The organism is Streptomyces sp. NPDC059897 (assembly GCF_042730865.1).
Lineage (GTDB): Bacteria > Actinomycetota > Actinomycetes > Streptomycetales > Streptomycetaceae > Streptomyces.
The window spans coordinates 23,707-48,574 of record NZ_JBHWKQ010000001.1; the positions used below are offsets into that span (position 1 = coordinate 23,707).

Below are 24,868 nucleotides of genomic sequence, written 5' to 3' on the forward strand. Positions count from 1 at the left end.
AGCAACGGAGGAAGCGTGGACGCCATTCTCATCCCGATTCTGGTGGCGGTCATCGTCGTCATCTTTCTCGTGGCCACCTCCGTACGGATCGTCCCGCAGGCCCGCCGGTACAACATCGAGCGGTTCGGGCGCTACCGCCGGACGCTGCAGCCCGGCCTGAACCTCGTGGTGCCGGTCGCCGACCGCGTCAACACCAAGCTCGACGTGCGCGAGCAGGTGTATTCGTCCGACCCCAGGCCGGTCATCACCGAGGACAACCTCGTGGTGAACATCGACACCGTGCTCTACTACCAGATCACCGACCCGCGGGCGGCGGCCTACGAGGTGTCCGACTACCTGCAGGCGATCGACCAGCTCACCGTGACCACGCTGCGCAACGTCATCGGCAGCATGGACCTGGAGGAGACGCTCACCTCGCGCGAGGAGATCAACACCCGGCTGCGCACCGTCCTCGACGACGCCACCGGCAAGTGGGGCATCCGCGTCAACCGCGTCGAGATCAAGGCCATCGACCCGCCGAACACCATCAAGGAGGCGATGGAGAAGCAGATGCGGGCCGAGCGCGACAAGCGCGCGGCGATCCTTCACGCCGAAGGCGAACGGCAGGCCAAGATCCTCACCGCGGAGGGCACGAAGCAGAAGGACATCCTGGAGGCACAGGGCACGCAGCAGGCCATGATCCTGCGAGCCGACGGTGAGGCGAAGGCGGTGGAGCGCGTCTTCCAGGCCGTCCACCGCAACAACGCCGACCCGAAGATCCTCGCCTACAAGTACCTCGAGACACTGCCGCACCTGGCGAAGAGCGAGAACAACACGTTCTGGGTGATCCCGGGAGAGCTGACGGAGGCGGTCCGCTCCGTTTCCAGCGCCTTCGGCGACCACTCGACGATGGGGCTGCCCAAGAACGCGCAGCAGCCCGAGGAGTCCCCCTCCGACGAGACCGACACCGGCACCGGCACCGGCACCGAGTCCGCCGACGACACCGGTACCCCGGAGATCGAACCGGGCCCGCGGACCACCGCCGCCGCGGCGGCCGACGAGGTCGCCAAGCAGGCCGCTGCCGCGGTCAACAGCGCGAAGGCGGAGGCCGAGGCCGCGAGGACGACCTCGTCGCCGGTCCGGGAGAAGCCGTCGGCCGACTGAGCCCCCGAATCCGTACGCCTCAGTCGCCCTCCGACGGCGGCACCGGCCGCTCCGACAGCACCGGCTCCGCCCGCAGCTCCGGCCCCCGCAGCCGCAGCAGCTCCTCGAACTCCCGCATGCGGCCCGCCTGGTACGCGGCGATGCTCTCGGGGTCGTACGCGTAGAAGCCGGTGTGGTCCTGGAGGCCGCGGCGGTGGGCCGTCATGTTCTCCTCGACCACGGCCGGGGCGCGGAAGCGGTCGCCGAGCCGGGCGGTGAGGTAGCGGGAGGCGTAGTGGAGGATGTCGCCGCCGCCCCAGTCGATGAATTCGAGCGGGCCGAGGACGGAGAAGCGTGGGCCGAGTCCGGCGCGTACCGCCAGGTCGATGTCGGTGGCGGTCGCGACGCCCTCCTCGACCATGCGGGCCGCCTCGTTCATGACGAGGGCCTGGAGGCGGGGGACGATGTAGCCGGCCGCCGGGCCGCAGACGACGGGTATCTTGCCGATGCGGCGAAGCAGGCCGGTCATCCGCTCCACCTGCGCGGGGTCGGTGCGGTCGCTCCGGCTGACCTCGACGAGCGGCATGAGGTCGGCGGGGTTCAGCCAGTGCGCGTTCAGGACCCGGCTCGCGTCGGCCACCAGGTCGGCGATCTCCGTGACGAGGAAGGTCGATGTCGTCGAGGCGATGACCGCGTCGGCGGACACATGTGTGTCGACCCACGCCAGGGTGTCCCGCTTGACCTCGATGACCTCGGGCACGGCCTCGAACACGACGTCCGCGGCGGCGAGCCGGTCCTGCGCGGACTCGCGGTCGCAGACGAGGAGTTGGGGTGCTCGGCCGCTGTCGGATCCCGTGCCCCGCAGGCGTTCCAGGACCTGCTGCTCCGCCGCCTTCCGGTATCCCGCCCGGTCCTCGTCCGTCTCCTTGACGTCCGCGAGGGTGACATCCGTCCCCGCGGCCAGGAAGGCGCGGGCGATGCCCTGGCCCATGCGTCCGGCGCCGACCACCACCACGACGTCGGTGCGTTCCGTGTCCGTCATGCGGGCAGCCCTTCGTGCAGCAGCTTGGTCAGTTCGGGGCGGGAGAGCCGGGCCAGGCCGAGGGATTCCAGGGTGCGGCCTTCGGCGTACAGGTCCCGGCCGGTGACGGCGGACGCGATACTCAACAGGCCTTGGGCGACCGGTGTGGGGACGTCGGCCCAGCGTCCCACCGACACCAGGAAGGACAGGCCGAGGCGGGTGTCCTCCAGCATGTAGCGGTGGTCGAGGAGGTCGATTCTCTCCCGCCAGTCGCCGCTGTCCGTGAGCCGTTCGTGGGCGGCGCGGCCGTACATCCACTCGTCGCCGTCCGCCGCGTAGTGGTCGGCGAGCGGGAAGTGCGGGGCCGCGTAGCCGAGCGCCTCGCGGACCGCGATCCGTTCGGCGTCGAGGGCGTCGGTGACCCGGCGGACCGACGGCTGCGTGCCCTCGTTGTGGATGTCCCAGTCCGAACTGTGCTCCAGCGGACCGGCGTTCATGAGGATGAGCGGCGGATGGATCACCGGTCCCGCGTTCATGAGCGCGCCGCTGAGGGCGTCCTCGACCGGTTCGACCGCCGGGTAGGCCTCCCGCAGCACGCGGAACGCGGCGTCGGACGAGCGCGCGGGAAGGACACCGGTGGGCAGCCGCGTCGCGTACCCGCTCACCACCACCTCGTACGGTCCGTGAGTGCGCGCCAGGTAGGGCAGTGTCCCGGTCTCGGCGAGCGCGACGTCCGCCGTGCTGCCCGCCTCGGCCAGCGCCTTGGCGAAGAGCACCGTGCCGAAGGTGCCCGGCGGGAGGAACACCACCTGGCCGTCCTGGAGCAGCGGTGCCACCTTGGACGCCAGGTCCTCGTGCACGGTGGCCGGCAGGGGTACGACGACGAGGCGCGCCCCTCGTACGGCATCGGCGAGGTCCGCGACGGCGTGGATCGTCCCGGCGCGTGCCGTGTCGCTCACGGTGACGTCCCTGGTGCCGCGGTGGTCGCGGACGGTGAGGGCGCCGCGCTCGCGCAGGCCGTCCAGGGCCTTGGTGTCACGCCGCCACCAGCGCACGGTGTGACCGTTCTCCGCGAGTTCCGCCGCCGCGGCGAAGCAGCCGTGTCCGCCGCCGAGGATGGTGATGTCCATGTGTGCTTCCGTTCCCTTCAGTTGAGCGTGCGAAGCGTGGCTGCGCGGGTCCTGGTCAGGTGGCGGCGATGTCCTGCGCCTGGGCGGCGAGCCGTTCCTCGCGGGCGAGGCTCCGGCGGAAGTGGGCGCAGCCGCGCCACAGCAGCACGATGGCGCCGACCGAGGCGACGCCGTACACCAGCGACAGGGACGTACCGATGCGCCGGCTCGAGCCGAGCAGTTCGTCGGTGACCAGCGCGACCAGCGTCGTGCCGAGGCCCACGGCGGACAGGTTCGAGATGAGCAGGAAGACGGCGGAGACCTGGGCGCGCATCTGGTTCGGGCTGAGCACCTGCATGGCGGCGGTCGACGCGGGCATCGGGAACGAGGCGAAGAACATCGTGACCGTCAGCAGCACCAGCGACAGCCACAGGGGCCTGACGTGCGGGAAGACGACGACCGGGACGAGCATGCCGACGGCGCCGATGACACCGGCGCGCATCGCCCCGTCCGGGTGGCCGAGCTTGGTGAGCCGGTCGACGAGCCACCCGCCGAAGAGCACGCCCGAGCCGTTGGCCAGCAGCACGACGCCACCGAGCACATAGCCGACCTCGGTGGGGCTCAGCCCGAAGGCGCGCATGTAGAAGGCGGGCAGCCAGGCCATGAGGCCGAGCAGCACCATCGCGTAGCAGGAGAAGCCCGCGTAGTGGCAGAAGAACGTCCGCGCGTGGCCGCGCAGGAAGGCGAACACATCACGCATGGCCACCTTGCGTACGGCGCCCGCGGAGTCCCGTGCCAGGCCGCGCCGGACCGGGTCGCGGACCGTCAGCAGGAACACGAGCGCGAGGAGCAGTCCGGGCAGGCCGATGATGAAGAACGTCAGCTGCCAGGCGCGCACCTCGCCGACGAGCGGGACGGCCACGCTGTCGACGTCCTTGAGCAGCCCGATGACGTACCCGCCGATGAAGAACGCGGCGCTGCCTCCGATGAACGAGCCGAGCGAGTAGATCCCGGCCGCCCGGCCCAGTCTGCTCTTGGGGAACATGTCGCTGAACATCGAGTACGCGGACGGGGTCAGCGCCGCCTCGCCGACCCCCACCCCGACCCGGGCCAGGAACATGTGGGCGAACCCCTTGCTCAGCCCGGACAGCGCGGTGGCCAGGCTCCACAGCGCGATGCCGACGGAGATGATCACGGGACGGGAGCGGCGGTCGGCGAGCGCCGCGATGGGCAGTCCCATCACCGAGTACAGGATGGAGAAGGCGAGCCCGCTCAGGAGGCTGAACTGGGTGTCCGTCAGGCTCAGGTCCCGCTTGATGGGCTCGATCATCAGCGACAGCGCCTGGCGGTCCACGAAGGACAGGACGTAGGCGGCCGTGCAGATGCCGACGATGTAGTTCTTGTACCGCTCGGACATCCGGGGTCCGGCCCCGGGTCCGGATTCGAGGTCGATTTCGGACAGCTGGGACTGCTCGGTCATGGGACGGCGCCTCATCGGGTCTGGGTGGGGTGGTGCCCGGTACGAGATGGAGCTGGCCAGGGGTCAGAGGCTAGCCATGCCCCACTCGGTGGGCCATCCCTGGAATCCCGGTGCGGGGTCGGGGATTTCCCGCATCGCATGGGCCGCGTCGGAGCCGGTTCCCGGAGGTCCTAGAGTGGGGCCGGTCTTGGCACAGCAAGGAAATGAGGATCAAGTGGTCGACATGACAGCCGCGGCGCGGAAGGTCTTCGACCGGTACGACGTCGACGGGGACGGGCAGTTGACTGCCGAAGAGTACCGGCAGGTCGTCGCGGAGCTCGGTGACACGGGTGTCACGGCGGAGGCCGCGCAGGAACTCATCGACACCATCGACAGCGACGGTGACCGCAAGGTCTCGTTCGAGGAGTTCCGGGCCTCCATGGGTCTCTGATCCCTCCCCCATCGCACCACCACCTGTGCCCCCGGAGTCGTCATTCCGGGGGCACAGGTGTGTCGGTCGGCGGACGGATCAGCCGCGCGCCGGCCGCCACCAATGGGCGCGGCGCGGGTGCAGCGCCCGGCCGAGGCGACGACCGGCGACGAGGTATCCGACGAAGGCGCCCGCGGCGTTGAGGATCACGTCGTCGATGTCGAACGCCCTGCCCTCGACCAGCAGCCCCTGGGCGAGCTCGACCGTCAGCATCACGAACGCCGTCATCAGCACCACCCGGACGAAGCCCCGGGTGCGCGGGAAGAGCACCGGAAGCAGCACGCCGAACGGCACCCCGAGCAGGACGTTCCCGCCGACCTGCTTGATGGTGTCGCGCCAGTCGGGCTGGTCGAAGTACAGGCCGATCGAACGGCCCGGGTGCAGGTTGGTGTGCGTCAGCGAGTCCGACCCCGGCGAGGGGACGAGGGTGGCCCTCGCCAGCGCCACTGCGAACGCCACCATGCAGACGAAGCCGACCGCCATCACGAAGGCCCGGACCAGCCGCCGAGCCCACGAGTACCGCCGCGTACGGGATTCGTTTTCCATGTACCGCCGGTTACCACGGAGTTGGCGCCGCACACGCCCGGCCGGGCCATGGCCCACGAGGCGGCCGGAACTCATCGGTCCACGGCGGCCCCTTGTTCCCCACGAGGACCTTGACACGCGCACGACCACTTGTATGGTCTAGTCCAAGCAACGGCCGTTCGTTTCAAGGGAGTTCACCCGCGCCATGCGTCGGGCGGCCCCTTCCTGCCCCCTTCGCGCCTCTTGGACCCCACCCTCGAGAGGCCGACCCGAGCGTGCGCCCCCACTTCACGCACGCCCCGGGAAGACCTGAAGTGAAGGAGTACGCATGAACGCCAGAAGGAAGACCGCCGCGCTCATCGGCGCGGCCCTGGCCCCCGTCATCGCCGTCAGCCTTCCCGCCGGTTCGGCGAGCGCCCACGGCTACATCTCGTCCCCGCCCAGCCGGCAGGCGCAGTGCGCGGCGGGCACCGTCTCCTGCGGTGACATCACCCACGAACCGCAGAGCGTCGAGGGCCCCAAGGGGCTGACGAGCTGCAGCGGCGGCAACAGCCGGTTCGCCGAGCTCGACGACGACTCCAAGGGCTGGGTCGCCACCCCGGTCTCCCGCAACGCCACCTTCGAGTGGAAACTGACGGCGCAGCACGCCACCAGCACCTGGCAGTACTACGCCGGTGGCCAGGAGATCGCCGAGTTCAACGACAACGGCGCGAAGCCGGGCGCCACGGTCACCCACGACGTGGACTTCGGCTCACTGACGGGCAAGCAGAAGGTGCTGGCCGTCTGGAACATCGCCGACACCGCGAACGCGTTCTACGCCTGCATCGACGTGAACGTCGGCGGCTGAGCGAGCGAGTACTTCGGTACGGCGGCGCCGCGGGTCTTCCCCCACGGCGGGCCTCCCGGTCCGGCACGGCCCGCGGCGCCGCACACCACCCCCACACCCCCCACCACTCCCCCTCGATCGGAGTGCTTCGCCATGCGCCTCCGCACACCCAGTCTGCTGATCGCCACCGCATGCGCCGCCGTCCTCGGGTCACTGACCCTGGCCGGACCCGCGTCCGCCGAAAAGCCCGGCGCTCAGGCCGAATTCGTCGTCAGCCAAGGCCAGTTCGACCAGATGTTTCCGGGCCGGAACCCCTTCTACACGTACGAGGGCCTGACGGCCGCGCTCAGCGCCTACCCGGGCTTCACCGGCACGGGCAGCGACACCGTACGCAAGCAGGAGGCCGCGGCCTTCCTCGCCAATGTGGGCCACGAGACCGGCGGCCTGGTGCACGTCGTCGAGCAGAACACCGCCAACTACCCGCACTACTGCGACAGTTCGCAGCCGTACGGCTGCCCGGCGGGCACCGACAAGTACTACGGGCGCGGCCCGATCCAGCTCAGCTGGAACTTCAACTACAAGGCGGCGGGCGACGCGCTCGGCATCGACCTGCTGCACAATCCCGACCTGGTGCAGAACGACGCGGCCGTCGCCTGGAAGACCGGCCTGTGGTACTGGAACACGCAGAGCGGCCCCGGCACCATGACCCCGCACAACGCCATGGTCAACGGTGCCGGGTTCGGCGAGACCATCCGCAGCATCAACGGCACCCTTGAGTGCAACGGCGCCAACCCCGGCCAGGTCCAGAGCCGTATCGACAACTACAAGAAGTTCAGCCAGATCCTGGGCGTCGACCCGGGTGCGAACCTGAGCTGCTGATGCGGCGCTGACGGCGGCCGGCCCGCGGACTGTCCTTGGCGAGGCGTTGCCTCGGCGCGGGCCGGCTGGAACCCTTCTGGGGTCGACCAGGTGAGGGGCTGATCGCCGTGTCCGCCGATCCGTCCGGCCGCCGGATCCCGATTCGCGGGGAGTTCGCCCTGTGGGCGCTGGTCTCGCTCGCGAGCAAGACGCCGGTGGCCATGGCGCCGCTGGCCCTGGTGTTCCTCAGCCGGCACGGCGCGGGCGGTTACACGGCGGGGGCCGCTCTGGCCTCCGCCTACGTCCTGGGAGAGGTGACCGGTGCGCCGCTCCTCGGGGCGCGCCTGCGCGGTGGCCGGATACGGCGACAGTTGGCCTGCGGCCTGGCCGTCGGGCGTGCGCCTTCGTGGCGCTGCCGTTCGCGCGCTCCGCACCGCTGCCCGTACTGCTCGGCCTCGCGTTCCTGGCCGGCGCGGCACCGGCCGCCTGTCCCGGCGGGGCGCGTGCCCTCCTCACGCGCATGGTGAAGGACACCGCCGTGCCGCGCGCCCTGAGCGTGGAGGCCACGTTGACCCAGATCATCTGGGCCGCGTCGCCCGGCCTGGTGGTGCTCCTCGCCCTTGAGATCGAGGCGGGGGCTCCGCTGCTGCTGGGCGGCGTCCTCGCGGCCACCGGCGCCCTGCTCCTGTTGCGCCTTCCCGAACACCGCGACGCCGGGCCCGCCGTGCGCTCCGGAGCGACGGGCCGGGTCCTGCTGTCCACCTGGCCGATCTACCTCACCAGCGCTGCCGCCATGACGATGCTGGCCACGGCTGAACTCGTGCTGCCCGCACTCCTTGAGGACCGGCGGGTGGCCGTCGGCTGGGCCGGTCCGCTGCTCGCCGGTTTCGCGCTGGCGGGGGCGGCCGGGGCGCTCTGTTACGGCATGCGGTCCTGGTCGGGCTCCGCGCGGACCCAGAGCCTGGTCCTGCTCACGGTCACCGCCGGATGCGTGGGGCTCATCGCGGTACTGCCGGGGCTGCCCGGCATCGCCGCCGGACTCCTCCTCGCGGGCCTCTTCCAGTCGGGCGTGATGGTCACCCGGAGTCTCAGCCTGCGCGAGCGCCTGCCCGAGCACGCGCACGCCGGCGCCTACTCCGTCATGTACGCGGCCGGGGGCGTCGGATACGGGCTCACCGCGGCGCTGTCCGCGGTGGTCCTGAGCGCGGCGTCCCCCGCTGCAGCCGTCGCCGGAGGCGCCGGTGTCGCCCTGCTGGCCACCGCCGTCAGCGCGCTCGCCGAGCGTGGTGTGCCGAAGCACATGCCGGGAAGTCGTCCCCGAAGTGCGCCGAGTGATCAATGTGCGGAGACTCGGCCCTGACGCGCAGAGATGAGGACGACAGCGAGAGGTGGCATCGGCACGTGGCCCACACACCTTCTGACGGCCCGCCCACCAGAGGCCGCAAGCGCATGCCGGAGACGGTCGCGGGCCTGCCCCAGCATGTGCGCGAGGAACTGGTCCGCCGACTGCGGCGCACCAAGCGGGCCTATGGCAGGCAGGACGTCCAGGTCGTCGAGAAACCCCTGCTCAAGCGGGCTGTCAGCGCCTCGGCACTGGGCAACTGCATGGAGTGGTTCGACTTTGGTGTCTACAGCTATCTCGCCGCCACCATCGGCAAGGTCTTCTTCCCCGGCGCCTCCCCCGGCGCCCAACTGATCTCGTCCTTCGCGACCTTTGCCGCCGCGTTCGTGGTGCGACCGCTCGGCGGCCTGGTGTTCGGCCCGCTCGGTGACCGCATCGGGCGGCAGAAGGTGCTCGCCACCACCATGATCATGATGGCGGCCGGAACGTTCTCGATCGGCCTCATCCCGAGCTACGAGACGATCGGCATCGCCGCCCCCGTTCTCCTGCTGCTCGCCCGAATGGTCCAGGGCTTCTCGACCGGTGGCGAATACGGCGGCGCCACCACGTTCGTCGCCGAGTACTCACCCGACCGACGGCGCGGCTTCCTGTCCAGCTGGCTCGACTTCGGCACCTTCGTCGGCTACGCACTGGGCTCCGCGCTGGTCACCGTGTTGAACATCGCCCTCACGGACGACCAGATGCTGTCCTGGGGCTGGCGGCTGCCCTTCCTGATCGCGGGCCCGCTCGGTGTCATCGGCCTGTACATGCGGCTCAAGCTGGAGGAGTCGCCCGCCTTCCAGCAGCAGCTCGACGAACACGAGAAGAGCCTCGCCCAGGAATCGGTCGGCAGTGAGTTCAAGACCATCGTCCGCGAGCACTGGCGGCCCCTGCTGGTGTGCATGGGCCTGGTCCTGCTCTACAACGTCACGAACTACATGGTCACCGGCTATCTGCCGAGCTATCAGACGGAAGCGCTCGGCCGCTCAAGCGGCTCGGCTGACGTCCTGGTGCTCATCGGCATGGTGTGGATCGTCCTCCTCATCACCTTCCTCGGGCGCCTCAGCGACCACATCGGCAGGCGTCCCCTCTACGCGGGCGGGGCCATCGCCATGATCCTCCTGGCCATCCCCGCGTTCCTCCTCATCAAGTCGGAGGGCACCTGGCCACCCATCTTCGGCGTGCTGATCCTGTCCACGCTGCTGACGTGCTTCGCCGCCCCGAGCGCCGCCACGCTGCCCGCGCTGTTCCCGACAGCGGTGCGGTACGCGGCGATGGGCATCGGCTTCAACTTCGCCGTGGCGGCGTTCGGCGGCACCACGCCTCTGGTGACGGAGGCCCTGGTCAACGCGACCGGCGACAAGCTGATCCCCGCGTACTACCTGATGGTGGCCGGTGTCATCGGCCTGGTGACCGTCAAGTTCCTCCCGGAAAGCGCGCAACTGCCGCTGAACGGCTCGCAGCCGATGGTCGGCTCGAAGGAGGAGCAGAAGGAACTCATCGACACGTCCCAGGACCTGTACCGCTATGCCAAGGAAGAGGCCGAGGCACGGTGATCGCTGCCGAGGCACGGTGATCGGCCTGTCCCGTTTTCCCTTCCCGCACCCGCTACTCGCTACCCGGCGGTAACGTTCGAGCCCGTCCGATATCCCCGAGGGAATGGCATGGGCACCGTCATGGGTTTCGATCCCGTCACCGAGCACGCGAGAACCCGTGCCGCGCTGGACTCCGTCCTCGCCCGCGTCGTCCGTACGGTGCGGGAGGCGCCCGACCAGGAGGCGGCCTCGGGGCTTCCTGGCTGGACGGTCGGTGACGTCGGCGCACACCTCGCCGCGGTGTATATGGCCTGTGGCGCGCGCTGGTCGGACGAGCCCGTGCCCTGGGACGACGTACTGCCGCTCGGCGACGGGCCGCTCGTCGAGCGGATCACCACGCTGAACGCCCGGTCCATCGGGCTGCTCGACCCCGCGGGACGGGCCGCGCTCGCCGACCTGCTCGCCGAACGCGGCGCGGCCTTCCTGCGCGGGACCGAGGGCCTGGCCCCGGACACCCGCGTCGAAACACCGTGGTACGGCCCCGGCGTGACGCTCACGCTGGCGGCCGTGACCGGGCTGATGCTGAGCGAGAGCCTCGTGCACGGCCTCGATCTCGCGCGCGGCACGCGGACACCCTGGCCGATCGGTCCGGACGAAGCCGGTCTTGTCCTCGGCCAGTTGATGCCGACGATGATGCCGATGACGGTGAACACGGCGAAGGCACGTGGCGTACGCATCGCCTTCGACCTCGCCATCAAGGGCGGACCCCGGCTCGCCGTGGTCGTCGAGGACGGCGCGGCGACCGTCACCCGGGACGCGCCGACGCGCCGCTACGACTGCCGGATCTCGGCCGCCCCGGCCACGTTCCTGCTGGTGTCGTTCCGGCGCATCCCGATCTGGAAGGCGGTCGCGAGCGGCCGCATGCGCGCCGGTGGCCGCCGGCCGTGGCTCGCCCCGCGGCTCGGCGAACTCATCGGCACACCCTGAGGGCACTCGTCACACCCTGAGGGCGCCCGTCGCACTCACCACGTCTCGGTGCCGTCGGCCCCGGCGCCGGCTCGTACGCGTGACACCTTGCGTTCCTTGTTCCGCTGGTGGAGGCCGAGGAGCGGGAAGACGAGGACGGAGAGCATGGCGGCGCCCACCATGGCCGCGGCCTCGCTCCTGCCGAGGAGTTCCTCGTCCAGCCCGATCGTGGTGATGGCGACGACCAGTGGCAGACAGGTGGCCGAGTGGAGGGTCAGGGCCCTGCGGCCGAGCGGGGAGAGGTCACGTGGGGCGAGCGCGTACACCGGGCCTCCCCTGACCAGCAGGAAGAGGACCAGGAAGACAGGCAGAAGGAGGAGCGGGCGCCCGCCGTCCAGGAGCGACGACAGGTCGAACTGGATGCCCGTCACGATGAAGAACAACGGCACGAGAAAGCCGAACCCCAGACCCTCGATCTTCCGCAGAACGTCCTCGCCGACCTCCGGCGCCGCGCCTTGCAGCACGAGCCGGGTGAGCAGTCCGGCGGCGAATGCCCCGAGCAGCACGTCGAGGCCGAACGCCTCCGACAGGGCGAGCATCGAGACGAGCAGCAGCATGACGAAGCGCACCCCGAACTGGCCGCTGGTGTGCAGCGTGGTCTGGATGACGCGGGTGAACCAGGGCGGCCGCGGGCGCAGCGCCCAGTACACGGCGCCGGCGGTGATGGCGGCGAACACGGCCAGGATGACCGTCGACAGGCCGGGATCCCGCCCGCTGAGCAGGACGGACATGGCGATGATGGGCCCGAACTCGCCGACCGCGCCGAACGCCATGGTGACGGTGCCGAACCGGCCCTGCAGATCGCCGCTGTCGCGCAGCAGGGGCACCACCGTGCCGAGGGCCGTGCTGGTGAGGGCAGTACCGATGATCACGCTGCGCGGAAAGTCGAGACCGGTCAATGCCAGCGCCACCGCGAGCCCCGCGACCAGCGAGATCACCCAGGCCCACACGGCACGCCGCAGGGTGTCACCGCGGATGGCGTCGAACTGGATCTCGTAGCCCGCGAGGAAGATCAGCAGGGACAGGCCGAGGTCGGCGAGCACGTCGGTGAGCTCCTCGGAGTGCGCCCACGCGAGGACGTCGGGGCCCATGACGATGCCGAGGACGATCTCGAAGATCACCAGCGGCACCCGGACCCAGCGGCCGAGGCCGTGTGCCAGCAAGGGCGCGAGCACGGCCGCGGCCATGATGAGGATCAGCGTTCCTGGATGTTCCACGACGACGTCCCCTGATGTGCGGCCGGTACCTGCTGTTCCGAGGATCCGGTGAGCGGGGCGGTACGGCACCCATGGGCGGGCCATGCGGGTGAACATCCCATCGGGTCTGGCGAGTTGACACCATGCCGGTTCGAGTCTCAGCGCACCACGACCGGCACGGTCACCGTCACCGCCTCCGGTCGTCCCCCGCGGCGTGCCTGGTGCACATCGCGGTACGAGCCGTCGGCCCGGCGCCGCTGGTACACCAGCGTGAGCCGCGTCGAGCCCTTGCGCAGCCCGCGGAGTGTCACCCTGCCATCCTCGACGCGTACAGACGCCGGGCCGGCCGGACGCAGTTCGGCCCGCAGCCGGTTCTCCGGTGCCGACAGGTCGAAGGCGGCGCCCGCGGCGCTGCGCACGGCGCAGACGACGTCCGCCGTCCCGCCTACGTTCACGGAGACCGGCCGGGCGGTAAAGGTGAACGGGGCGGTCCCGGACGGCACGGGTTCGTCGCCGGTGGACTGGTCGATGGTGAGGCGCGGGAGGCCGGCGGCGTGGTCGTCGATACGCAGACGCTCGGTGTAGACGACACGGTCGGGCGAGGTGGGCGACGTACGGCCGTGGTGCACGTAGTACAGCTCGCTGCCGTCGGGCGAGGTGGTCAGGCTGCCGTGGCCGGTGGAGTACATCCCGACGTCGGGGCTCTGCGAGAGCACGGGGTTGTCCGCGTACTTGCGCCACGGCCCCAGCGGATGGTCGGCGACGGCGTATCCCACGCCGTAGTACTGGTTCTCGAAGTTGTTGGCCGAGTACGTCAGGTAGTACAGGCTGCGCCGCTTCCCGTCGTGGACGTAGTCGTGCCGCCAGGCCGTGGAGCCCTCTTCCCAGCGGCGGTCCTTCTTCGAACCACCCGACGTGGCATGGTCGTTGACGTGTGCGTCTTCCCAGGGCTGCGGGTCGGCGGCGTAGGTCAGGATCGGCACGAACCCGTCCCGGCGCCGCCCGCCGGAGGTGCTGGTCCGCGCGTTGGAGTCGACGTAACGCGGATGGATGCTGGGCATGGTGGCGCCCTCGGGGTCCCGCCACCACTGCGTGGTCAGCTCGACGGCCGCGATGTTGGACTCCTCGATGTACTTGCCGAGGCCGGCGTCCCACACCCAATTGCGGTAGGCGTTGCTGGAGAAGTAGAGATAGATCCGCCCTTCGTCGAAGAGCAGGTTCGCGTCGATCATCGGGATGTACGGGCCCAGCGGCGCGGTGCGCCCCTCTTCCTCGGTGGCCGGCGGGGTGAGCTGGTCGTCGCCCATGATGAGGTTGACGTCGTGGTAATCCGGTTTGTACGGGTGGTAGTCGATCGGCCGGTCGGCGATGTCGCGGAACGGGCCCTCGGGCGTGCGGGACACCGCGACCCCGATCGAGCACGGCTCCTCGAAGTCCGCGTGGCCGAAGTACTGTTCGCCCATCGCGCTGTCCATGCGGGCCGCGTAGAACAGGAAGTACAGGCCGGTGTCGGGGTTGTGGTAGACCTCGGGCGCCCAGAACCAGTCCTTGCCCCACCGCTTCGGATCGTCGGCGCGCAACGCGCCGCCCGGCAGGCGCTCCCACGTCGCCAGGTCGGGCGAGCGGTGCACACCGAAGAAGTAGCCGTCGTCCGAACCACCCGTGCAGTACGCGTAGTAGTAACCGCTGGGCTCGTCGAACAGTACGTAGGGGTCGCCGCCGGACGTCTCCGCGTCGTTGGCGTACGTGGCGTCGGTGACATGCGGCCCGCGTCGTGGAGCCGCACTGGCGGCGCCCGGTACCAGGGCCGCCGCGGCGACGGCCAAGGTCCCGCCGAGGACGGCACGCCGGCCGGGCGGGACGGAGGAACGCACGGGCTCTTGGTTCTCTTGACTCTCTGGACTCTCTGGACTCTCTGGACTCTCTGGACTCTCTGGACTCATGACAACACCTTCTTCGACTCACCTACGAACAATGGCCGCGCTGCGAGGGTGGTCGGGTGGTCAACAGCCGCCGCAGTTGTAGAACGTCACGTCCCAGTGGTTGCCCTCGTCCGCGTACACGTTGCCGGACCCGGCCTTGTACTGCGGGGCGCCGTCGCCGCGCAGGCCGATGTACGCGAAGTGATTCTTGACGTAGTTCGTGACGCAGGTGCTCTTGCCGAAGTCGAGCTTGAAGCCGTTCCAGTGCGAGTACGTGCCGCTCGCGTGGCCGGTCTCGGTGCCGCCCGTGATGTTGAGCGCGCAGCCGCTGGCCTTCTTCAACGTCTGGGCGCCCTGCGCGGTCGCGAGATTGAGCTGCTCGAACGACGTGCAGGTGGACACGTTCCGGTCCGAACAGCCGCCGGACGACGACCAGGTGATCCCGACCGAGCGGAACATCGAGGTCGCGGTCGCATGCGAGATCTTCGTGGCGGCGAACGCGTCGGTGGCGGTCGTCAGCACCCCGAAGCCGGGGGCGACGAGAGCGCCGGTGGTGAGGGCGAGTGCGGTGAGCGCGGAACGGATACGCATGGGTGTCGCGGCCTTCCTGCCAGTGTCCGAGTCCAGAACCCTGAGTGGGATGTGACAGCTGTGGTGCAGGTGGATCGGCCCAGATCGTGCCAGGGTCTACGCGCGTGCGGAAGACCCCGGACGGCCGGCGAACGCCGCGGCAGCCGACCGTCCGGGGCCCGCGTGGCGCCTGTCAGGGGTAGGAGACGACGGTCGAGGGGACGGTGTCACTGCCCGAGGTGGCGGCGCCGGCGTCATTGATGACGTGTTCGTACTGCCCCTTGCCGCCCAGTGACACCACGAGCAGGTCGTGGAACTTCACGCCCGGTGTGTTCGGAGCGGCGAAACCGTGGTGCTGCACGATCGTCGGGTCGACGTTGTAGAAGCAATACGAGCCGAGGCCCCAACCCTCGTGGCTGGTAACGGAGTCGGCGACCTTGTAGGCGGCGAATCCCTTCATGTCGCCGTTCTGGATGGCCGCCTGGTTCGGGGCGTCGTACGCCTTCTCGTTCTGGAAGAAGATGGTGCGCCCGCGCTCGCCGTTCCACTGGACGTCGTACTTGTTGAAGTGCTCGACGAACAGGCCGGTCATCAGCACGTCGTCGCCGTTGACGACGACGCCGTAGTCGGCCCGGTTGGTGTCCCAGCCCACGCCCTCCCCGTGGTCGGCGCGCCACACCCACGTGTGGTCGACGATGGTGTGCCGGGCGTTGATGACAAGGCTGGTGGTGGCCTTGCCTGCGCCGGCGCCGCCGATGCGGACGAACACGTCCTGCACGGTGATCGGGTCGGCGGAGTGGTCCGCGGAGGCGCCCTGCGGGCCGATCTCGACGAGGGTGGAAGAGTTGACGGTGCCGGCGTCCACCAGGAAGCCGGCGAGCCGCACCCCATCGACGTCCGCCACCTTCAGCGCGGTCGCGCCGCCGTCCGGGACGAGGGTGGCGTAGCCGAGGCCGAGGACGACGGTGCCCGCGCGCTTCACCTCCACGGGGGCGTCCAGGTGGTAAATGCCGGGCGTGAGAAGGAGGTTGAGACCCTGTTCGAGGGCGGCGTTGAGGGTGCTCGCACCGTCGCCCGGCCGGGCGACGTAGAACTGGCTCAAGGGGAGCGAAGTGCCGCGCGGCGTGCCGCTGCCCCAGGTCGTGCCGCGCGCGTTGGTCCGCTTCTCCGGCAGGAACACCTTGTAGTCCGCGCCGTCCAGGTACAGAAATGGCTTCTCGCGGGAGACGGGGGTGGTGTCGAGGGTGGTGTACGGAGGGTTCGGGAAGCTCTGCGCGGGCGCGCCCTCGACTCCCGAGAACACCATGTTCCAGACGGCGTTCTGCCATCCACCCACCGACGAGTCGCGGGTGTACCACTGCTGCTGCGAGTACGGTCCTACGGTGCCGTCGATGCGACTGTCGGCGATGTATCCACCGCTGGCCCAGCCGTAGCCGTCCGGGGAGAGGTTGAGGCCGCCGCGCACATGCATGCGGCGGAACGGGGCGGCCTGGGCGACCGCCCACCGGTTCGTCCCGTTCACCGGCACCAGCGCCAGATTCTCGGCGCTGCGCCAGAAGTTCTGCGTGGCGTTGCCGTTGAACCAGCCGGCGTCGACGGTCACATCGCCGTTGATGGTGGTGTCATCCGGGGACAGCCCGAGCCCGGATATCGAGGTGTAGAAGCCGAGTTGGGCATTGAGCCCGTTGTAGGTGCCCGGCTTGAACAGCAGCTGATAGCGACCGGCGCCGAACTGGTCGGACTCCTGCTGCTTGAAGATCTCGTCCAGCTTGGCCTGGATGCCGGGCGTGGCCGGGTCGAACACGATCACATTGGGCCCGAGGTCACCACCTGCGGCGAGGCGCTTGCGGCGCGCGGGCACGGCGGCCTGCGCCGGCGCCACCCCGAGGGCGGGCAGCGCGGCACCGACGGCGGCGGCCGCTCCGAGCACTCTGCGGCGGGACAGGGGCAGGGGCCTGGGGCTGGGGCTGGGGCTGGGCAGGGGGAAGCGAGTCACAGCGGCTCTCCTGGTTCAGGAAATGAACGAGTGGGGGTGTGGGAGCGCTCTCTTGGCGACGCATGCTTCAGGGCTGTGAACCGTCGCTGGGCAGGATCTCTTCGGGCGATGAACAAGGGCGCTACGTATACATCCAGGAGCTCCCGGACGATCCTCCGAGCTACTTGGTGCTGACTGCCGCCGACCCCGACTTGAAGGTGGCCGGGGGCGACGAGTGGGTTGAGGACTTCGCCTCGTTGCAGCAGTTCTTCGACGAGGGCAGGTGGGTCGTCGAATGGAACCCGTGATGGGACGCAGCGCGAAACCCTCGAGCACACTCGCGCCCTACGTGCGCCTGACTGAGCTCCTCGTCTCCGGAAGGATCGACGCGCTGCAATTCGATTCGCGATTCCGGGAGGAGTTCCCCGGTCTGCGGCGAATCCCAGACGCAGACTTCGCCGTACTCAACGAACTGTTCTTCGTCGTCGAGGACTTCGTACCTGACGTCGATGCCCGGGAGCCCGGTGACGCCACGGATCAGGAGTTGCCGGCTGCTGCGAAGACGTTCTCGACGACTGCCGAGCCCACTGGTCATCGCGGCCCGGACTGCGCCTCCGGCCGGGCCGCCTCCGCCGTTTGTACTTAACGGCGGCTACCCAACCCCATAAACCTCCAGCAACCGCCGTTAGGTACAAACCTAGACGCCCGCACCATCAACCTCAACGAGCAGCTTGGAGCTCAGTGAGCCTTTTCCAACCTCAGGTTGAGGCATGACGAGGGGCGGGGAAGGTCTTCACGATGGCGGTGGCTCGGTTGGTGCTACAGCGGAGGCCGGCAGCAGTCGGCCTGCCGCATCGGCGATGACCTACCGCGCCGGGCCGGGCTCGTCGGACATGGTTGCGCCGACCTAGTTGAGGGCTACAGGGGAGCTGCGTACCGACCGGTGGCCGGTCGGTGCGGGCTCGGTCTACCGGTTGGCGGTTTCGCGAGGGGCGGTCCGGTTCGTGCGGGCGACCGCGCGGCCCACCGTGTTGCGCGCCGCGAGGCCCGGTCGGGTGCGGGGCACCATGAGCCTGGAGAGCGGGCCGACGCGTCGCTGCCGCGGGCCCACCTCGCGGCGGAGCCGCGACTCGTAGGCGGTGAAGGCGCGGGCGTGGTCACCGGGATGGGCGGCGAGCTCTTCCGCGAGAGCGTACGCGCCCGCCATCGCCATGCTGGACCCGTCACCCAGCAGGGCTGTCGCCGCCGCGGCGTCCCCGAGCAGTACGACCCGTCCGCGGGACCACGCGGGCACCCGGACGGTGGTCAGGGGGTCGAAGTACGGAGCCGGGTGGTCGAGGAACGCCGCCACGAATTCCGGTGCCCGCCACCGCACGTCGGCGTAGGCGTCGGCCACGACCTGCTTGTGAAGGGCGAGGTTCTTGCGGTCGTGGGGCGCCGGCCGTGCGGTCCGGAAGGTGAAGATCGCGAGCGGGGTGGTCCGTGAGGGGTGCAGGACCAGCATCCGGTTCGGCACGGTCAGCATCGTCATCTCGCTCGGGTCCTCGATGACGTCGGGTTCCAGCGGGACGGTCGCGCCGTACAGGCCCAGGTCGCTCGCGAACTGCCGTTCGGGGCCGAAGACCAGGCGCCGTACGGTGGAGTGCATCCCGTCGGCACCGACCACCAAGTCGAAGCGCCGTGGCGCGGACCGCCGGAAGGTGACGTCGACCCCACCTTCATCCTGGTCGAGAGCGGTGACCGTGTCGTCGAACAAGAACTCGGCCTCGGTCTGCGCCGACCGGTGGAGCACCTCGGACAGGTCGGCTCGGGTCACCTCGACCGTCGGCGCCTTGTCCGAGGTGAGCGGGAGTTGCAGGATTCGCCTGCCGCCGGGGTCGAGCAAGGACAGCGACCGATTGCGGGTAGCGAGCCCGTGGAGCTGCGGGAGGATGCCCATGCGCTCGGCGACCGGGATCGCGGGCCCCTTCACGACGATCGCGCTGCCACCGGAGCGCAGCTGCCGGGCGTGTTCGACGACCGTTGGCCGGTATCCATTCCGGGAGAGCCAGTAGGCGAGTGCGGGCCCTGCGATTCCGGCACCGACTATCAGCACCTCGGGCTTCTTCATGACGGTGACCTCTCGGAGTGTCGATGACCAGGCCCCCGGTGAGTGCGGGTGCCGGGGCGCGGAGGCACGGGGCGCACCACCCGGGCAAGGTACGAATAATTTCGTACCTCAGCGAAGCACGTCCTTCAGGTACGATGCAAGTCGTACCTGAAGGAGGTGTGGCGTGGCCGGGAGGAACCTGGTCGGCCCAAAGGCCGAGGCGCTCGATCTGGGTGCGGTGTTTCGCGCCCTCGCCGACGAGCACCGTCGTTCGGTGATGACGGAGTTGGCCGCCGACCGCAGGGACAGCGAGCGGGGCTGCAACTCGTTCGATCTTCCGATCTCGAAGCAGACCCAGACCCACCACTTCCGGGTCCTGCGCGAGGCAGGTCTCATCGACGAGATCGACTACGGCAACCGCAAGGGCATCCGACTACGCCGCGCGGACATCGAGAAGAGATTCCCCGGACTGCTCACGCTCCTGGAAGCAGAGTCTCCGGGCGGTACTGCCCCTCGCTGAGCAGGCTGAGCACAGCTGAGCGCACCGGAGGGGAGTCCGAGTCGGCCCTGAGCCGCGAGCTCGGCCAAATCCAGCTCGCGCCCGGCTCGCAGGTAGCCGAGCACGACGCGGGCACGAAGGGGATCGGTGTCGCTTCGACCCCCGTTCCGCGCTCGTGACCGGCGCCGAACTCTTCCGCACACCCCCTCACGCCCGCACCCACCGTGGTTTCCTCAACCTGCGTGCGCAGGAGCTGTTCGCCGCAGCCATGCCGTCCATGGCCGCACAGACTCGCCCTGGCACTTCCCCGACAGCCAGCCCGGCCGACTGATCAGTGCCTGGGCCATGGGCGAACGGCTCCGTAAAATCGGCATCCGGCTCACGGCGAGCCGCTCGCCCGCACTGTTCCAGCTCGCCACCGAGCTGCCCGCCGCAGTCCTCGCCCGCACCCTCGGCATCGACATCACCGTCGCCGTCACTGTCGCCGTCAAATCGCAGCGAGCCGCCGGGGACTGGGACGCCTACGCGACCGCGATCAGCCGCCGCCAGCCAACCCAGGAGGACACCAAATGACCAGCCACGACTCCCGCGCAGCCAGCGAGGTCTGGGACCCCTTCGGCACCCTGCACCGCGCGTTGTGGATCGGCGGCGGCCAATGGGCCGGCAAGTCCACCGTAGCCCGACTGTTGGCCAAGCTATATGGCGTTACCACCTATCACTACGACTACCACGACGCTCGCGGTCACGACGACCGCCGGATCGCCCGCCGCGTGAGCCTTGGCGAGCCTCCCCGACCCTGAGACCGCGACCCAACAGCACGCGAACCTCCCTCCGGACGGCTCGCAGCAACAACTCCGGCGGGAGCGCAACGTCCACCGGATCGCGCTGGACCCGGTCCACGACCAAATGCGCGCCTGGGCCGCACCCCACGGAGATCCGCCCACCTCCCCCCTGCGCGAGCTCCTCCAGGAGTCCCTGTCACGCCGGCAGGATCACGTAGAGGCCGCGCGACAGGTCCGTGACGCGAAGCATGCGGTCGACGACGCCAAGAGCGAGTCCGCCGCCGCCAAGCGGGCGCTGAAGAAGGCGGCCCCGGAGGACCGGGCGGCTGCCCAACAGCGCGTGACCGATGCCAAGAACGCCGTGGCGGAGGCGAGGCGGGCGCACAAGGAGATACTGCGGGCGCACCGGGACAACGTCTCGATGCCCTATACGAACTTCACGGACAGCGACCTGCGCCGTCATCTCGACCCGGCGTGGTCGGACATGAACGACGGTGACCGCTACGCGGCGCTCGCGACGCTCGGCCGGATGAGCCAGTCGTTCCACGCGAACAACGCGGTGGACGCGAGCCCTGAGCCGTCACGCAACAACGACCCGTACGCCGACGCGCCACCCAAGAAGAACAAGCAGCCCGACCCGGCGCACGACCACCACGAGTCCATCGCCTCCTCCCGCCGGGAGGCCTCGGCCCGCCCGAAGGACGACATCCCGCCGGATATGCGGGACCTGGTGGACGCGACCGAGCGCAACGCCCCGGACTTCTCCGACAAGAACTACGCAGTCGTGGAGGTCGTCGACGAGCACGGCGAGAGCCACTACATCATCGACTCCTCGGTCCCGGCCGCCTCGGACGCCGTACGTCCCCGGCACTCGGAGACGCACATCCTGGAGTCGATCCGGCTGCGCAACAACGACCGGGCCGCCGAGGGCCTGCCCCCGTACCGAGTCGCCGGCCTGTACACCGAGCGGGAGCCCTGCGGCCTACGCGCGGGCAACTCCGGCCACGCGGACTGCTCCGACACGATCCGCAAGTCGACGGCGATGCACGGCGTCCCCGTCCACTACAGCACGACATACCGCACCGACCCGCAACGCCAGACCCTCCTCGACCAGCGACGCGCCCAACTCCGCCGCACCGAGGGCCTGTCGGAGGCCGAAGCCAAGAAGCGCACCGAAGGCTTCAAGACGCCCAACCGTGAACTCATGGACGAGGAGATCCAGCACCACCTGGACTTCGTCGACGAACTCGTCCAAACCCTGTCCGACCAGAACCACCCCAACCGCACACCCCCGGCGGCCCCGGCCGGCACCCCCCGCCGTCCCGCCGCCGACCCCGCGGGCACGCCCACCGACAACCTCGGCGACAGCGGGCGCACAGACGGCCACGCCAATGCCGCAAACCCGCCTGCCGACGAGCCTCGCGCGGGTTCGCCTGCCTCAGACGGACAGCCCAAGAAGTCGGGCCTACTCAAACAAGCCCTGGGGCACTTGTTACCGTCAGGACGTGGCGAGCCTACTGAGCTCACCACTGAGGTGGACCAGCCGCGCTTCGGCAACCACCAGAAACTGCCGGACTTCCAGCCCGACCGGTATGGCACTCCACTGGATCGTGATGACGGGACACGGATGCCGCTGTTTGACGGGCCTCCGTCACGTGAGCAGACCCAGCAGGGCGCCATCGGCGACTGCGGCATCATCGCTGTCATGGGCGCCGTCGCAGGCAGGTACCCGGAGCGCATCCAGGACCTGATCCACGAGACGGAAGACGGCAACTACGAGGTCCGCTTCCACGAAGCCGCACGCAACAACCATGGCCACCACGCTCCAACGGGGCGCATCTTGACCGTCCGGGTCACGCCCGAAGTACCCATCCACAGCGAGCTCCCGAACCTCACCCCCTATGCAAACGCTCACACGGTGGGCGTAGCCTGGCCAGCGATCATGGAAAAGGCCATTGCGGGGCTGGACCAGTTCTGGGACAAGGAGAGGCGCGATCTTCTGGAGCAGTTCCCCCGCCACAAGGACTTCGACGGCAACCTGCTCACCGGCTATTCCCGCATCACTCAGGGCTCGTCGTCGGGGGAACGCGCCGAGCTACTCACCCAGCTCACTGGGCAAATGGCGGAGAACCACGAAATTCCGACACAGTATGACATGCAGGGCCGCAGCCCGGACAAACAACTCCTCGCCCACCTGCGGGAGCTTACGGACAGCGGCAGGCCAGTCGTCATCGGAACCCACCCCAAGGGGGATGGCGTGGAAAACGAGATGGAGAAGGGACTCGTAAGTGGGCACGCCTACGAGATCGTCTCAGTCGATGACCGAGCCTTGATCCACTTGCGCAATCCGTACAACAAGGACCATCCGCAACCGCTGACCATCAAAGAATTGAAGGAATACTGCACCAGCACGTACACAACTCTGGAGGACGAGAAGTGAATGTCGACAAAATCGGTCTCTGGCATGGGATTCAACAAAACAGGGAGAACGCAAGCTACTCAGTAATGGACATCTACCGGGACGCCGACCAATCCGTCAGAGTCAAGCTCGGGATTTCCGTCAATGGCGAGGCACATCAACCCGCCCTTCGCGTCGGAGAGACCTTCCCCGTGGGCGACGAGACATGGAAGCTCGCCGAGTTGACTGGTTGGCCGAGTGAAGACGACTGGCTCGTCGTCCTGCACCGCGTAACAAGCACCCCACCCGCGTGAATCCTCCGCCGTCCAGCCAGGTCGGCCGCACAGGAGGTGCCGCCGACCCCACCATGCTCGATTTCCCCGGGAGTTGCGTTCGCCTCATCCGGGAAATCGACGAGACCGACGTCCGTCATCTTGAATTGGCCGAGCTCACTCTCGGCGCGATGTTCACGCTGCCACATGGACTCTGCGTTCCCCTGTCCTTGGGGACCGCTTCTTCCTACTGGGATGACGAATTCGACATGCCCTTGGACACTCCTTCACCGATTTCCGAGTTCTCCATGCTTCGACGCATCCTCTCCCGGAACAGGTCGACGCGAAGCCACGTTGGCAGGGAGAAAGCGTCACTCCCACGAAGGAGATCGACCTCTCGACTGCCGTCCATTTCGTGAAAGACTTCCTGACCTTACGTCCCGGCACCGGAACCAACCTCTCGCTTGGCTGGCAATGGATCGAAATGAACGATTCTATGGTGCGCCTTCCGCAGGGGTTCCAGGAGCGTGAGGGCGATGCAGTACAAGTGACAGCCGCCAATGCCAGTAGATCGAGATGTCGAAAATCAGCAGGCCGGGGTCGCGGTAAATGTGGTATTCGAAGGGGGCGTGGAGAATAGATAAGCCTTGTGGTCCGGGAATCCAGTCCGAACCGTTCATCGTCTCGACAGGGTGGGAAATGGATCCGACACGCACACGGTCGCCGCGCACGTCCAGGCCGCTGTGAACGCTCTCGGCGTGCGGGAGTACTGGCTCGCCGGGCACGACATCGGCGCCTGGGGCGCCTTCTCCCTCACCCTGAACCACGAGAGCCGACTGCACGGGGTCGCGCTGCTCGACGCCGGAATTCCCGGTATCACCATGCCGGAAGCGATCCCTCTCGACCCGGCCCTGGCGTTCAAGACCTGGCACTTCGCGTTCCACCTGGTGCCCGACCTTCCCGAGACGCTGATAGCCGGCCGCGAGCGGGAGTCCGTCAGCTGGTTCCTGAAGAACAAGTCCCTCGCGCCCGACGCGTTCGAGGAAGCAGAGCTCGACCACTACGGCGCGGCCCTCGCCGTCGATGGCGGCCTGCGCGCCGGGCTCGCCCACTATCGCGACGCCGCCGAGTCCGCGCGCAAGAACCACGCGGCACTCGAGCAACGGCGACTGACCGTGCCCGTCCTCGGAATCTCCAGCAGCCACGGCTCGATCCCTGACATGGCGGCCTCCATCGGCCCGTGGGCCGAGAACGTGGCCGGCGTCGTCGTGGCCGACGCCGGCCACTACATCCCCGAGGAGCAGCCCGAGGCCGTCGTCGCCGCCCTCACCGACTTCTTCACCGGCCGTTAGTGCTCCAGCAGGAGGGTGATCCCCGTTGTTGTCGGGGCCCATCGGTCACGGGCCCGCGCCGCGCGCCCACGGACGTGCCGTGAACCGCCCGTCGCCCCGCGCCCTGGCCCCACTCCCCTTCCGACCCCGCTCCCCCGATACCGTGACACCGTCCGGGAGACCTCGGGAGACACGGTGACGAGGAGTGGCATGAATAGGGCAACGGGGGACCTTTCCGTGGGGGCGGAAGGGGTGCCGTCGCGTGTCGGTGCGTGGTGGCGGGCCGGGGGGCGGGGTGGCAGTGCCGCCTATGTCGTCGCTCCGGTCGGAGCCGACACCGGCGGCGTCATGCGGCGGGTGCACGAGGACGTTCCGGGGAGTGTGCTCGTCGATGCCGCGGGGCTCAGCGCCGAGCAGGTGGTGCGGGGGGTCTTGAAGGCGCTGGGAGTTGAGGCGGATTCCGGTAAGCGGGGCGCCCTACG

At 69.2% G+C, this 24,868-nt stretch carries 25 protein-coding genes; 16 read left to right on the forward strand and 9 right to left on the reverse strand.

Features of this window, described 5'->3' with window-relative positions:
- Positions 1–15 precede the first annotated feature (15 nt).
- Positions 16–1,143 (forward strand): SPFH domain-containing protein, encoded by a 1,128-nt coding sequence (locus ACFV9W_RS00135; RefSeq protein ID WP_385753580.1) that lies wholly within the window; start codon positions 16–18, stop codon positions 1,141–1,143.
- Between the two features lie 19 nt (positions 1,144–1,162).
- Here the strand turns inward: ACFV9W_RS00135 and ACFV9W_RS00140 are convergent, their stop codons facing one another.
- The 3 genes from ACFV9W_RS00140 to ACFV9W_RS00150 are packed head-to-tail and all read right to left on the reverse strand — an operon-like array spanning position 1,163 to position 4,732.
- Positions 1,163–2,164 (reverse strand): 3-hydroxyacyl-CoA dehydrogenase NAD-binding domain-containing protein, encoded by a 1,002-nt coding sequence (locus ACFV9W_RS00140; RefSeq protein WP_385753583.1) that lies wholly within the window; start codon positions 2,162–2,164, stop codon positions 1,163–1,165.
- Positions 2,161–3,273 carry an NAD/NADP octopine/nopaline dehydrogenase family protein gene (locus tag ACFV9W_RS00145; protein WP_385753585.1) on the reverse strand — a complete coding sequence of 371 codons (1,113 nt, stop codon included), beginning with the start codon at positions 3,271–3,273 and terminating at the stop codon, positions 2,161–2,163. The genes ACFV9W_RS00140 and ACFV9W_RS00145 overlap by 4 nt, the downstream gene beginning before the upstream one ends.
- A gap of 55 nt (positions 3,274–3,328) precedes the next feature.
- Positions 3,329–4,732: a spinster family MFS transporter gene (locus tag ACFV9W_RS00150; RefSeq protein ID WP_385753588.1), complete on the reverse strand. Its 1,404-nt coding sequence runs from the start codon at positions 4,730–4,732 to the stop codon at positions 3,329–3,331.
- A 223-nt stretch (positions 4,733–4,955) separates the two neighbouring features.
- On the opposite strand from ACFV9W_RS00150, the gene ACFV9W_RS00155 reads away from it, so the two are divergent.
- On the forward strand, positions 4,956–5,162 hold the full coding sequence (locus tag ACFV9W_RS00155) for an EF-hand domain-containing protein (protein WP_385754852.1): 207 nt from the start codon (positions 4,956–4,958) through the stop codon (positions 5,160–5,162).
- A 78-nt stretch (positions 5,163–5,240) separates the two neighbouring features.
- Here the strand turns inward: ACFV9W_RS00155 and ACFV9W_RS00160 are convergent, their stop codons facing one another.
- Positions 5,241–5,684: a VanZ family protein gene (locus ACFV9W_RS00160; protein WP_385754854.1), complete on the reverse strand. Its 444-nt coding sequence runs from the start codon at positions 5,682–5,684 to the stop codon at positions 5,241–5,243.
- Between the two features lie 370 nt (positions 5,685–6,054).
- Between ACFV9W_RS00160 and ACFV9W_RS00165 the strand changes: the two genes are divergently transcribed.
- The 6 genes from ACFV9W_RS00165 (at position 6,055) to ACFV9W_RS00190 (ending at position 11,313) form a co-directional block, all read left to right on the forward strand.
- Positions 6,055–6,573: a lytic polysaccharide monooxygenase auxiliary activity family 9 protein gene (locus ACFV9W_RS00165; RefSeq protein WP_385753590.1), complete on the forward strand. Its 519-nt coding sequence runs from the start codon at positions 6,055–6,057 to the stop codon at positions 6,571–6,573.
- 132 nt (positions 6,574–6,705) lie between these two features.
- Positions 6,706–7,431, forward strand: coding sequence for a chitinase (locus ACFV9W_RS00170; RefSeq protein WP_385753593.1), 726 nt, complete (start codon positions 6,706–6,708; stop codon positions 7,429–7,431).
- 107 nt (positions 7,432–7,538) lie between these two features.
- Positions 7,539–7,937 carry a hypothetical protein gene (locus ACFV9W_RS00175; protein WP_385753596.1) on the forward strand — a complete coding sequence of 133 codons (399 nt, stop codon included), beginning with the start codon at positions 7,539–7,541 and terminating at the stop codon, positions 7,935–7,937.
- Positions 7,931–8,770 (forward strand): hypothetical protein, encoded by an 840-nt coding sequence (locus ACFV9W_RS00180; protein WP_385753598.1) that lies wholly within the window; start codon positions 7,931–7,933, stop codon positions 8,768–8,770. Before ACFV9W_RS00175 ends, ACFV9W_RS00180 begins: the two co-directional genes overlap by 7 nt.
- A gap of 89 nt (positions 8,771–8,859) precedes the next feature.
- A complete protein-coding gene (proP, locus tag ACFV9W_RS00185; RefSeq protein WP_385753601.1) occupies positions 8,860–10,347 on the forward strand; it encodes a glycine betaine/L-proline transporter ProP in 1,488 nt (495 codons plus the stop codon).
- A 108-nt stretch (positions 10,348–10,455) separates the two neighbouring features.
- Entirely contained in the window at positions 10,456–11,313 is an 858-nt protein-coding gene (locus tag ACFV9W_RS00190) for a maleylpyruvate isomerase N-terminal domain-containing protein (RefSeq protein WP_385753608.1), read from the forward strand.
- A 35-nt stretch (positions 11,314–11,348) separates the two neighbouring features.
- On the opposite strand, the gene ACFV9W_RS00195 is transcribed toward ACFV9W_RS00190, so the two are convergent.
- The 4 genes from ACFV9W_RS00195 to ACFV9W_RS00210 all read right to left on the reverse strand — a co-directional run bounded on the left by ACFV9W_RS00195 (position 11,349) and on the right by ACFV9W_RS00210 (position 17,036).
- Positions 11,349–12,569, reverse strand: coding sequence for a cation:proton antiporter (locus tag ACFV9W_RS00195; protein WP_385753609.1), 1,221 nt, complete (start codon positions 12,567–12,569; stop codon positions 11,349–11,351).
- 137 nt (positions 12,570–12,706) lie between these two features.
- Positions 12,707–14,422, reverse strand: a complete 1,716-nt coding sequence (locus ACFV9W_RS00200) for a family 43 glycosylhydrolase (RefSeq protein WP_385753612.1) — start codon at positions 14,420–14,422, stop codon at positions 12,707–12,709.
- Between the two features lie 129 nt (positions 14,423–14,551).
- Entirely contained in the window at positions 14,552–15,061 is a 510-nt protein-coding gene (locus tag ACFV9W_RS00205; protein WP_385753613.1) for a hypothetical protein, read from the reverse strand.
- A gap of 172 nt (positions 15,062–15,233) precedes the next feature.
- Positions 15,234–17,036: a coagulation factor 5/8 type domain-containing protein gene (locus tag ACFV9W_RS00210; RefSeq protein ID WP_385753616.1), complete on the reverse strand. Its 1,803-nt coding sequence runs from the start codon at positions 17,034–17,036 to the stop codon at positions 15,234–15,236.
- Positions 17,037–17,200: 164 nt separating this feature from the next.
- Between ACFV9W_RS00210 and ACFV9W_RS00215 the strand changes: the two genes are divergently transcribed.
- Together ACFV9W_RS00215 and ACFV9W_RS00220 are read left to right on the forward strand one after the other, a co-directional pair.
- Positions 17,201–17,323, forward strand: a complete 123-nt coding sequence (locus tag ACFV9W_RS00215) for a hypothetical protein (RefSeq protein WP_385753618.1) — start codon at positions 17,201–17,203, stop codon at positions 17,321–17,323.
- Entirely contained in the window at positions 17,323–17,661 is a 339-nt protein-coding gene (locus tag ACFV9W_RS00220) for a colicin immunity domain-containing protein (RefSeq protein ID WP_385753620.1), read from the forward strand. Before ACFV9W_RS00215 ends, ACFV9W_RS00220 begins: the two co-directional genes overlap by 1 nt.
- A gap of 321 nt (positions 17,662–17,982) precedes the next feature.
- Here the strand turns inward: ACFV9W_RS00220 and ACFV9W_RS00225 are convergent, their stop codons facing one another.
- Positions 17,983–19,125: an FAD-dependent monooxygenase gene (locus ACFV9W_RS00225; RefSeq protein ID WP_385753622.1), complete on the reverse strand. Its 1,143-nt coding sequence runs from the start codon at positions 19,123–19,125 to the stop codon at positions 17,983–17,985.
- A 163-nt stretch (positions 19,126–19,288) separates the two neighbouring features.
- Between ACFV9W_RS00225 and ACFV9W_RS00230 the strand changes: the two genes are divergently transcribed.
- The 6 genes from ACFV9W_RS00230 (at position 19,289) to ACFV9W_RS00255 (ending at position 24,407) form a co-directional block, all read left to right on the forward strand.
- The gene (locus ACFV9W_RS00230) at positions 19,289–19,624 is read left to right on the forward strand and encodes an ArsR/SmtB family transcription factor (RefSeq protein ID WP_385753624.1); all 336 of its coding nucleotides are present in this window, start codon (positions 19,289–19,291) and stop codon (positions 19,622–19,624) included.
- Between the two features lie 324 nt (positions 19,625–19,948).
- Positions 19,949–20,176: a hypothetical protein gene (locus ACFV9W_RS00235; RefSeq protein WP_385753626.1), complete on the forward strand. Its 228-nt coding sequence runs from the start codon at positions 19,949–19,951 to the stop codon at positions 20,174–20,176.
- Positions 20,173–20,403, forward strand: coding sequence for a hypothetical protein (locus tag ACFV9W_RS00240; protein WP_385753628.1), 231 nt, complete (start codon positions 20,173–20,175; stop codon positions 20,401–20,403). The genes ACFV9W_RS00235 and ACFV9W_RS00240 overlap by 4 nt, the downstream gene beginning before the upstream one ends.
- Positions 20,381–22,825: a C2 family cysteine protease gene (locus ACFV9W_RS00245; RefSeq protein WP_385753631.1), complete on the forward strand. Its 2,445-nt coding sequence runs from the start codon at positions 20,381–20,383 to the stop codon at positions 22,823–22,825. Before ACFV9W_RS00240 ends, ACFV9W_RS00245 begins: the two co-directional genes overlap by 23 nt.
- Positions 22,822–23,097, forward strand: coding sequence for a DUF6406 domain-containing protein (locus ACFV9W_RS00250; protein WP_327668673.1), 276 nt, complete (start codon positions 22,822–22,824; stop codon positions 23,095–23,097). Before ACFV9W_RS00245 ends, ACFV9W_RS00250 begins: the two co-directional genes overlap by 4 nt.
- 605 nt (positions 23,098–23,702) lie before the next feature.
- Positions 23,703–24,407, forward strand: coding sequence for an alpha/beta fold hydrolase (locus ACFV9W_RS00255; protein ID WP_385753635.1), 705 nt, complete (start codon positions 23,703–23,705; stop codon positions 24,405–24,407).
- Positions 24,408–24,868: the final 461 nt, after the last annotated feature.

What these genes read in the sequence shown, in the direction of transcription:
- ACFV9W_RS00140 (WP_385753583.1), bottom strand. Translation starts at nt 2,164, where the DNA reads ATGACGGACACGGAACGCACCGACGTCGTGGTGGTGGTCGGCGCCGGA.
- ACFV9W_RS00145 (WP_385753585.1), bottom strand. Translation starts at nt 3,273, where the DNA reads ATGGACATCACCATCCTCGGCGGCGGACACGGCTGCTTCGCCGCGGCG.
- ACFV9W_RS00150 (WP_385753588.1), bottom strand. Translation starts at nt 4,732, where the DNA reads ATGACCGAGCAGTCCCAGCTGTCCGAAATCGACCTCGAATCCGGACCC.
- ACFV9W_RS00155 (WP_385754852.1), top strand. Translation starts at nt 4,956, where the DNA reads ATGACAGCCGCGGCGCGGAAGGTCTTCGACCGGTACGACGTCGACGGG.
- ACFV9W_RS00160 (WP_385754854.1), bottom strand. Translation starts at nt 5,684, where the DNA reads ATGGCGGTCGGCTTCGTCTGCATGGTGGCGTTCGCAGTGGCGCTGGCG.
- ACFV9W_RS00165 (WP_385753590.1), top strand. Translation starts at nt 6,055, where the DNA reads ATGAACGCCAGAAGGAAGACCGCCGCGCTCATCGGCGCGGCCCTGGCC.
- ACFV9W_RS00170 (WP_385753593.1), top strand. Translation starts at nt 6,706, where the DNA reads ATGCGCCTCCGCACACCCAGTCTGCTGATCGCCACCGCATGCGCCGCC.
- ACFV9W_RS00180 (WP_385753598.1), top strand. Translation starts at nt 7,931, where the DNA reads ATGGTGAAGGACACCGCCGTGCCGCGCGCCCTGAGCGTGGAGGCCACG.
- proP (WP_385753601.1), top strand. Translation starts at nt 8,860, where the DNA reads ATGCCGGAGACGGTCGCGGGCCTGCCCCAGCATGTGCGCGAGGAACTG.
- ACFV9W_RS00190 (WP_385753608.1), top strand. Translation starts at nt 10,456, where the DNA reads ATGGGCACCGTCATGGGTTTCGATCCCGTCACCGAGCACGCGAGAACC.
- ACFV9W_RS00205 (WP_385753613.1), bottom strand. Translation starts at nt 15,061, where the DNA reads ATGCGTATCCGTTCCGCGCTCACCGCACTCGCCCTCACCACCGGCGCT.
- ACFV9W_RS00220 (WP_385753620.1), top strand. Translation starts at nt 17,323, where the DNA reads ATGGGACGCAGCGCGAAACCCTCGAGCACACTCGCGCCCTACGTGCGC.
- ACFV9W_RS00225 (WP_385753622.1), bottom strand. Translation starts at nt 19,125, where the DNA reads ATGAAGAAGCCCGAGGTGCTGATAGTCGGTGCCGGAATCGCAGGGCCC.
- ACFV9W_RS00235 (WP_385753626.1), top strand. Translation starts at nt 19,949, where the DNA reads ATGGGCGAACGGCTCCGTAAAATCGGCATCCGGCTCACGGCGAGCCGC.
- ACFV9W_RS00240 (WP_385753628.1), top strand. Translation starts at nt 20,173, where the DNA reads ATGACCAGCCACGACTCCCGCGCAGCCAGCGAGGTCTGGGACCCCTTC.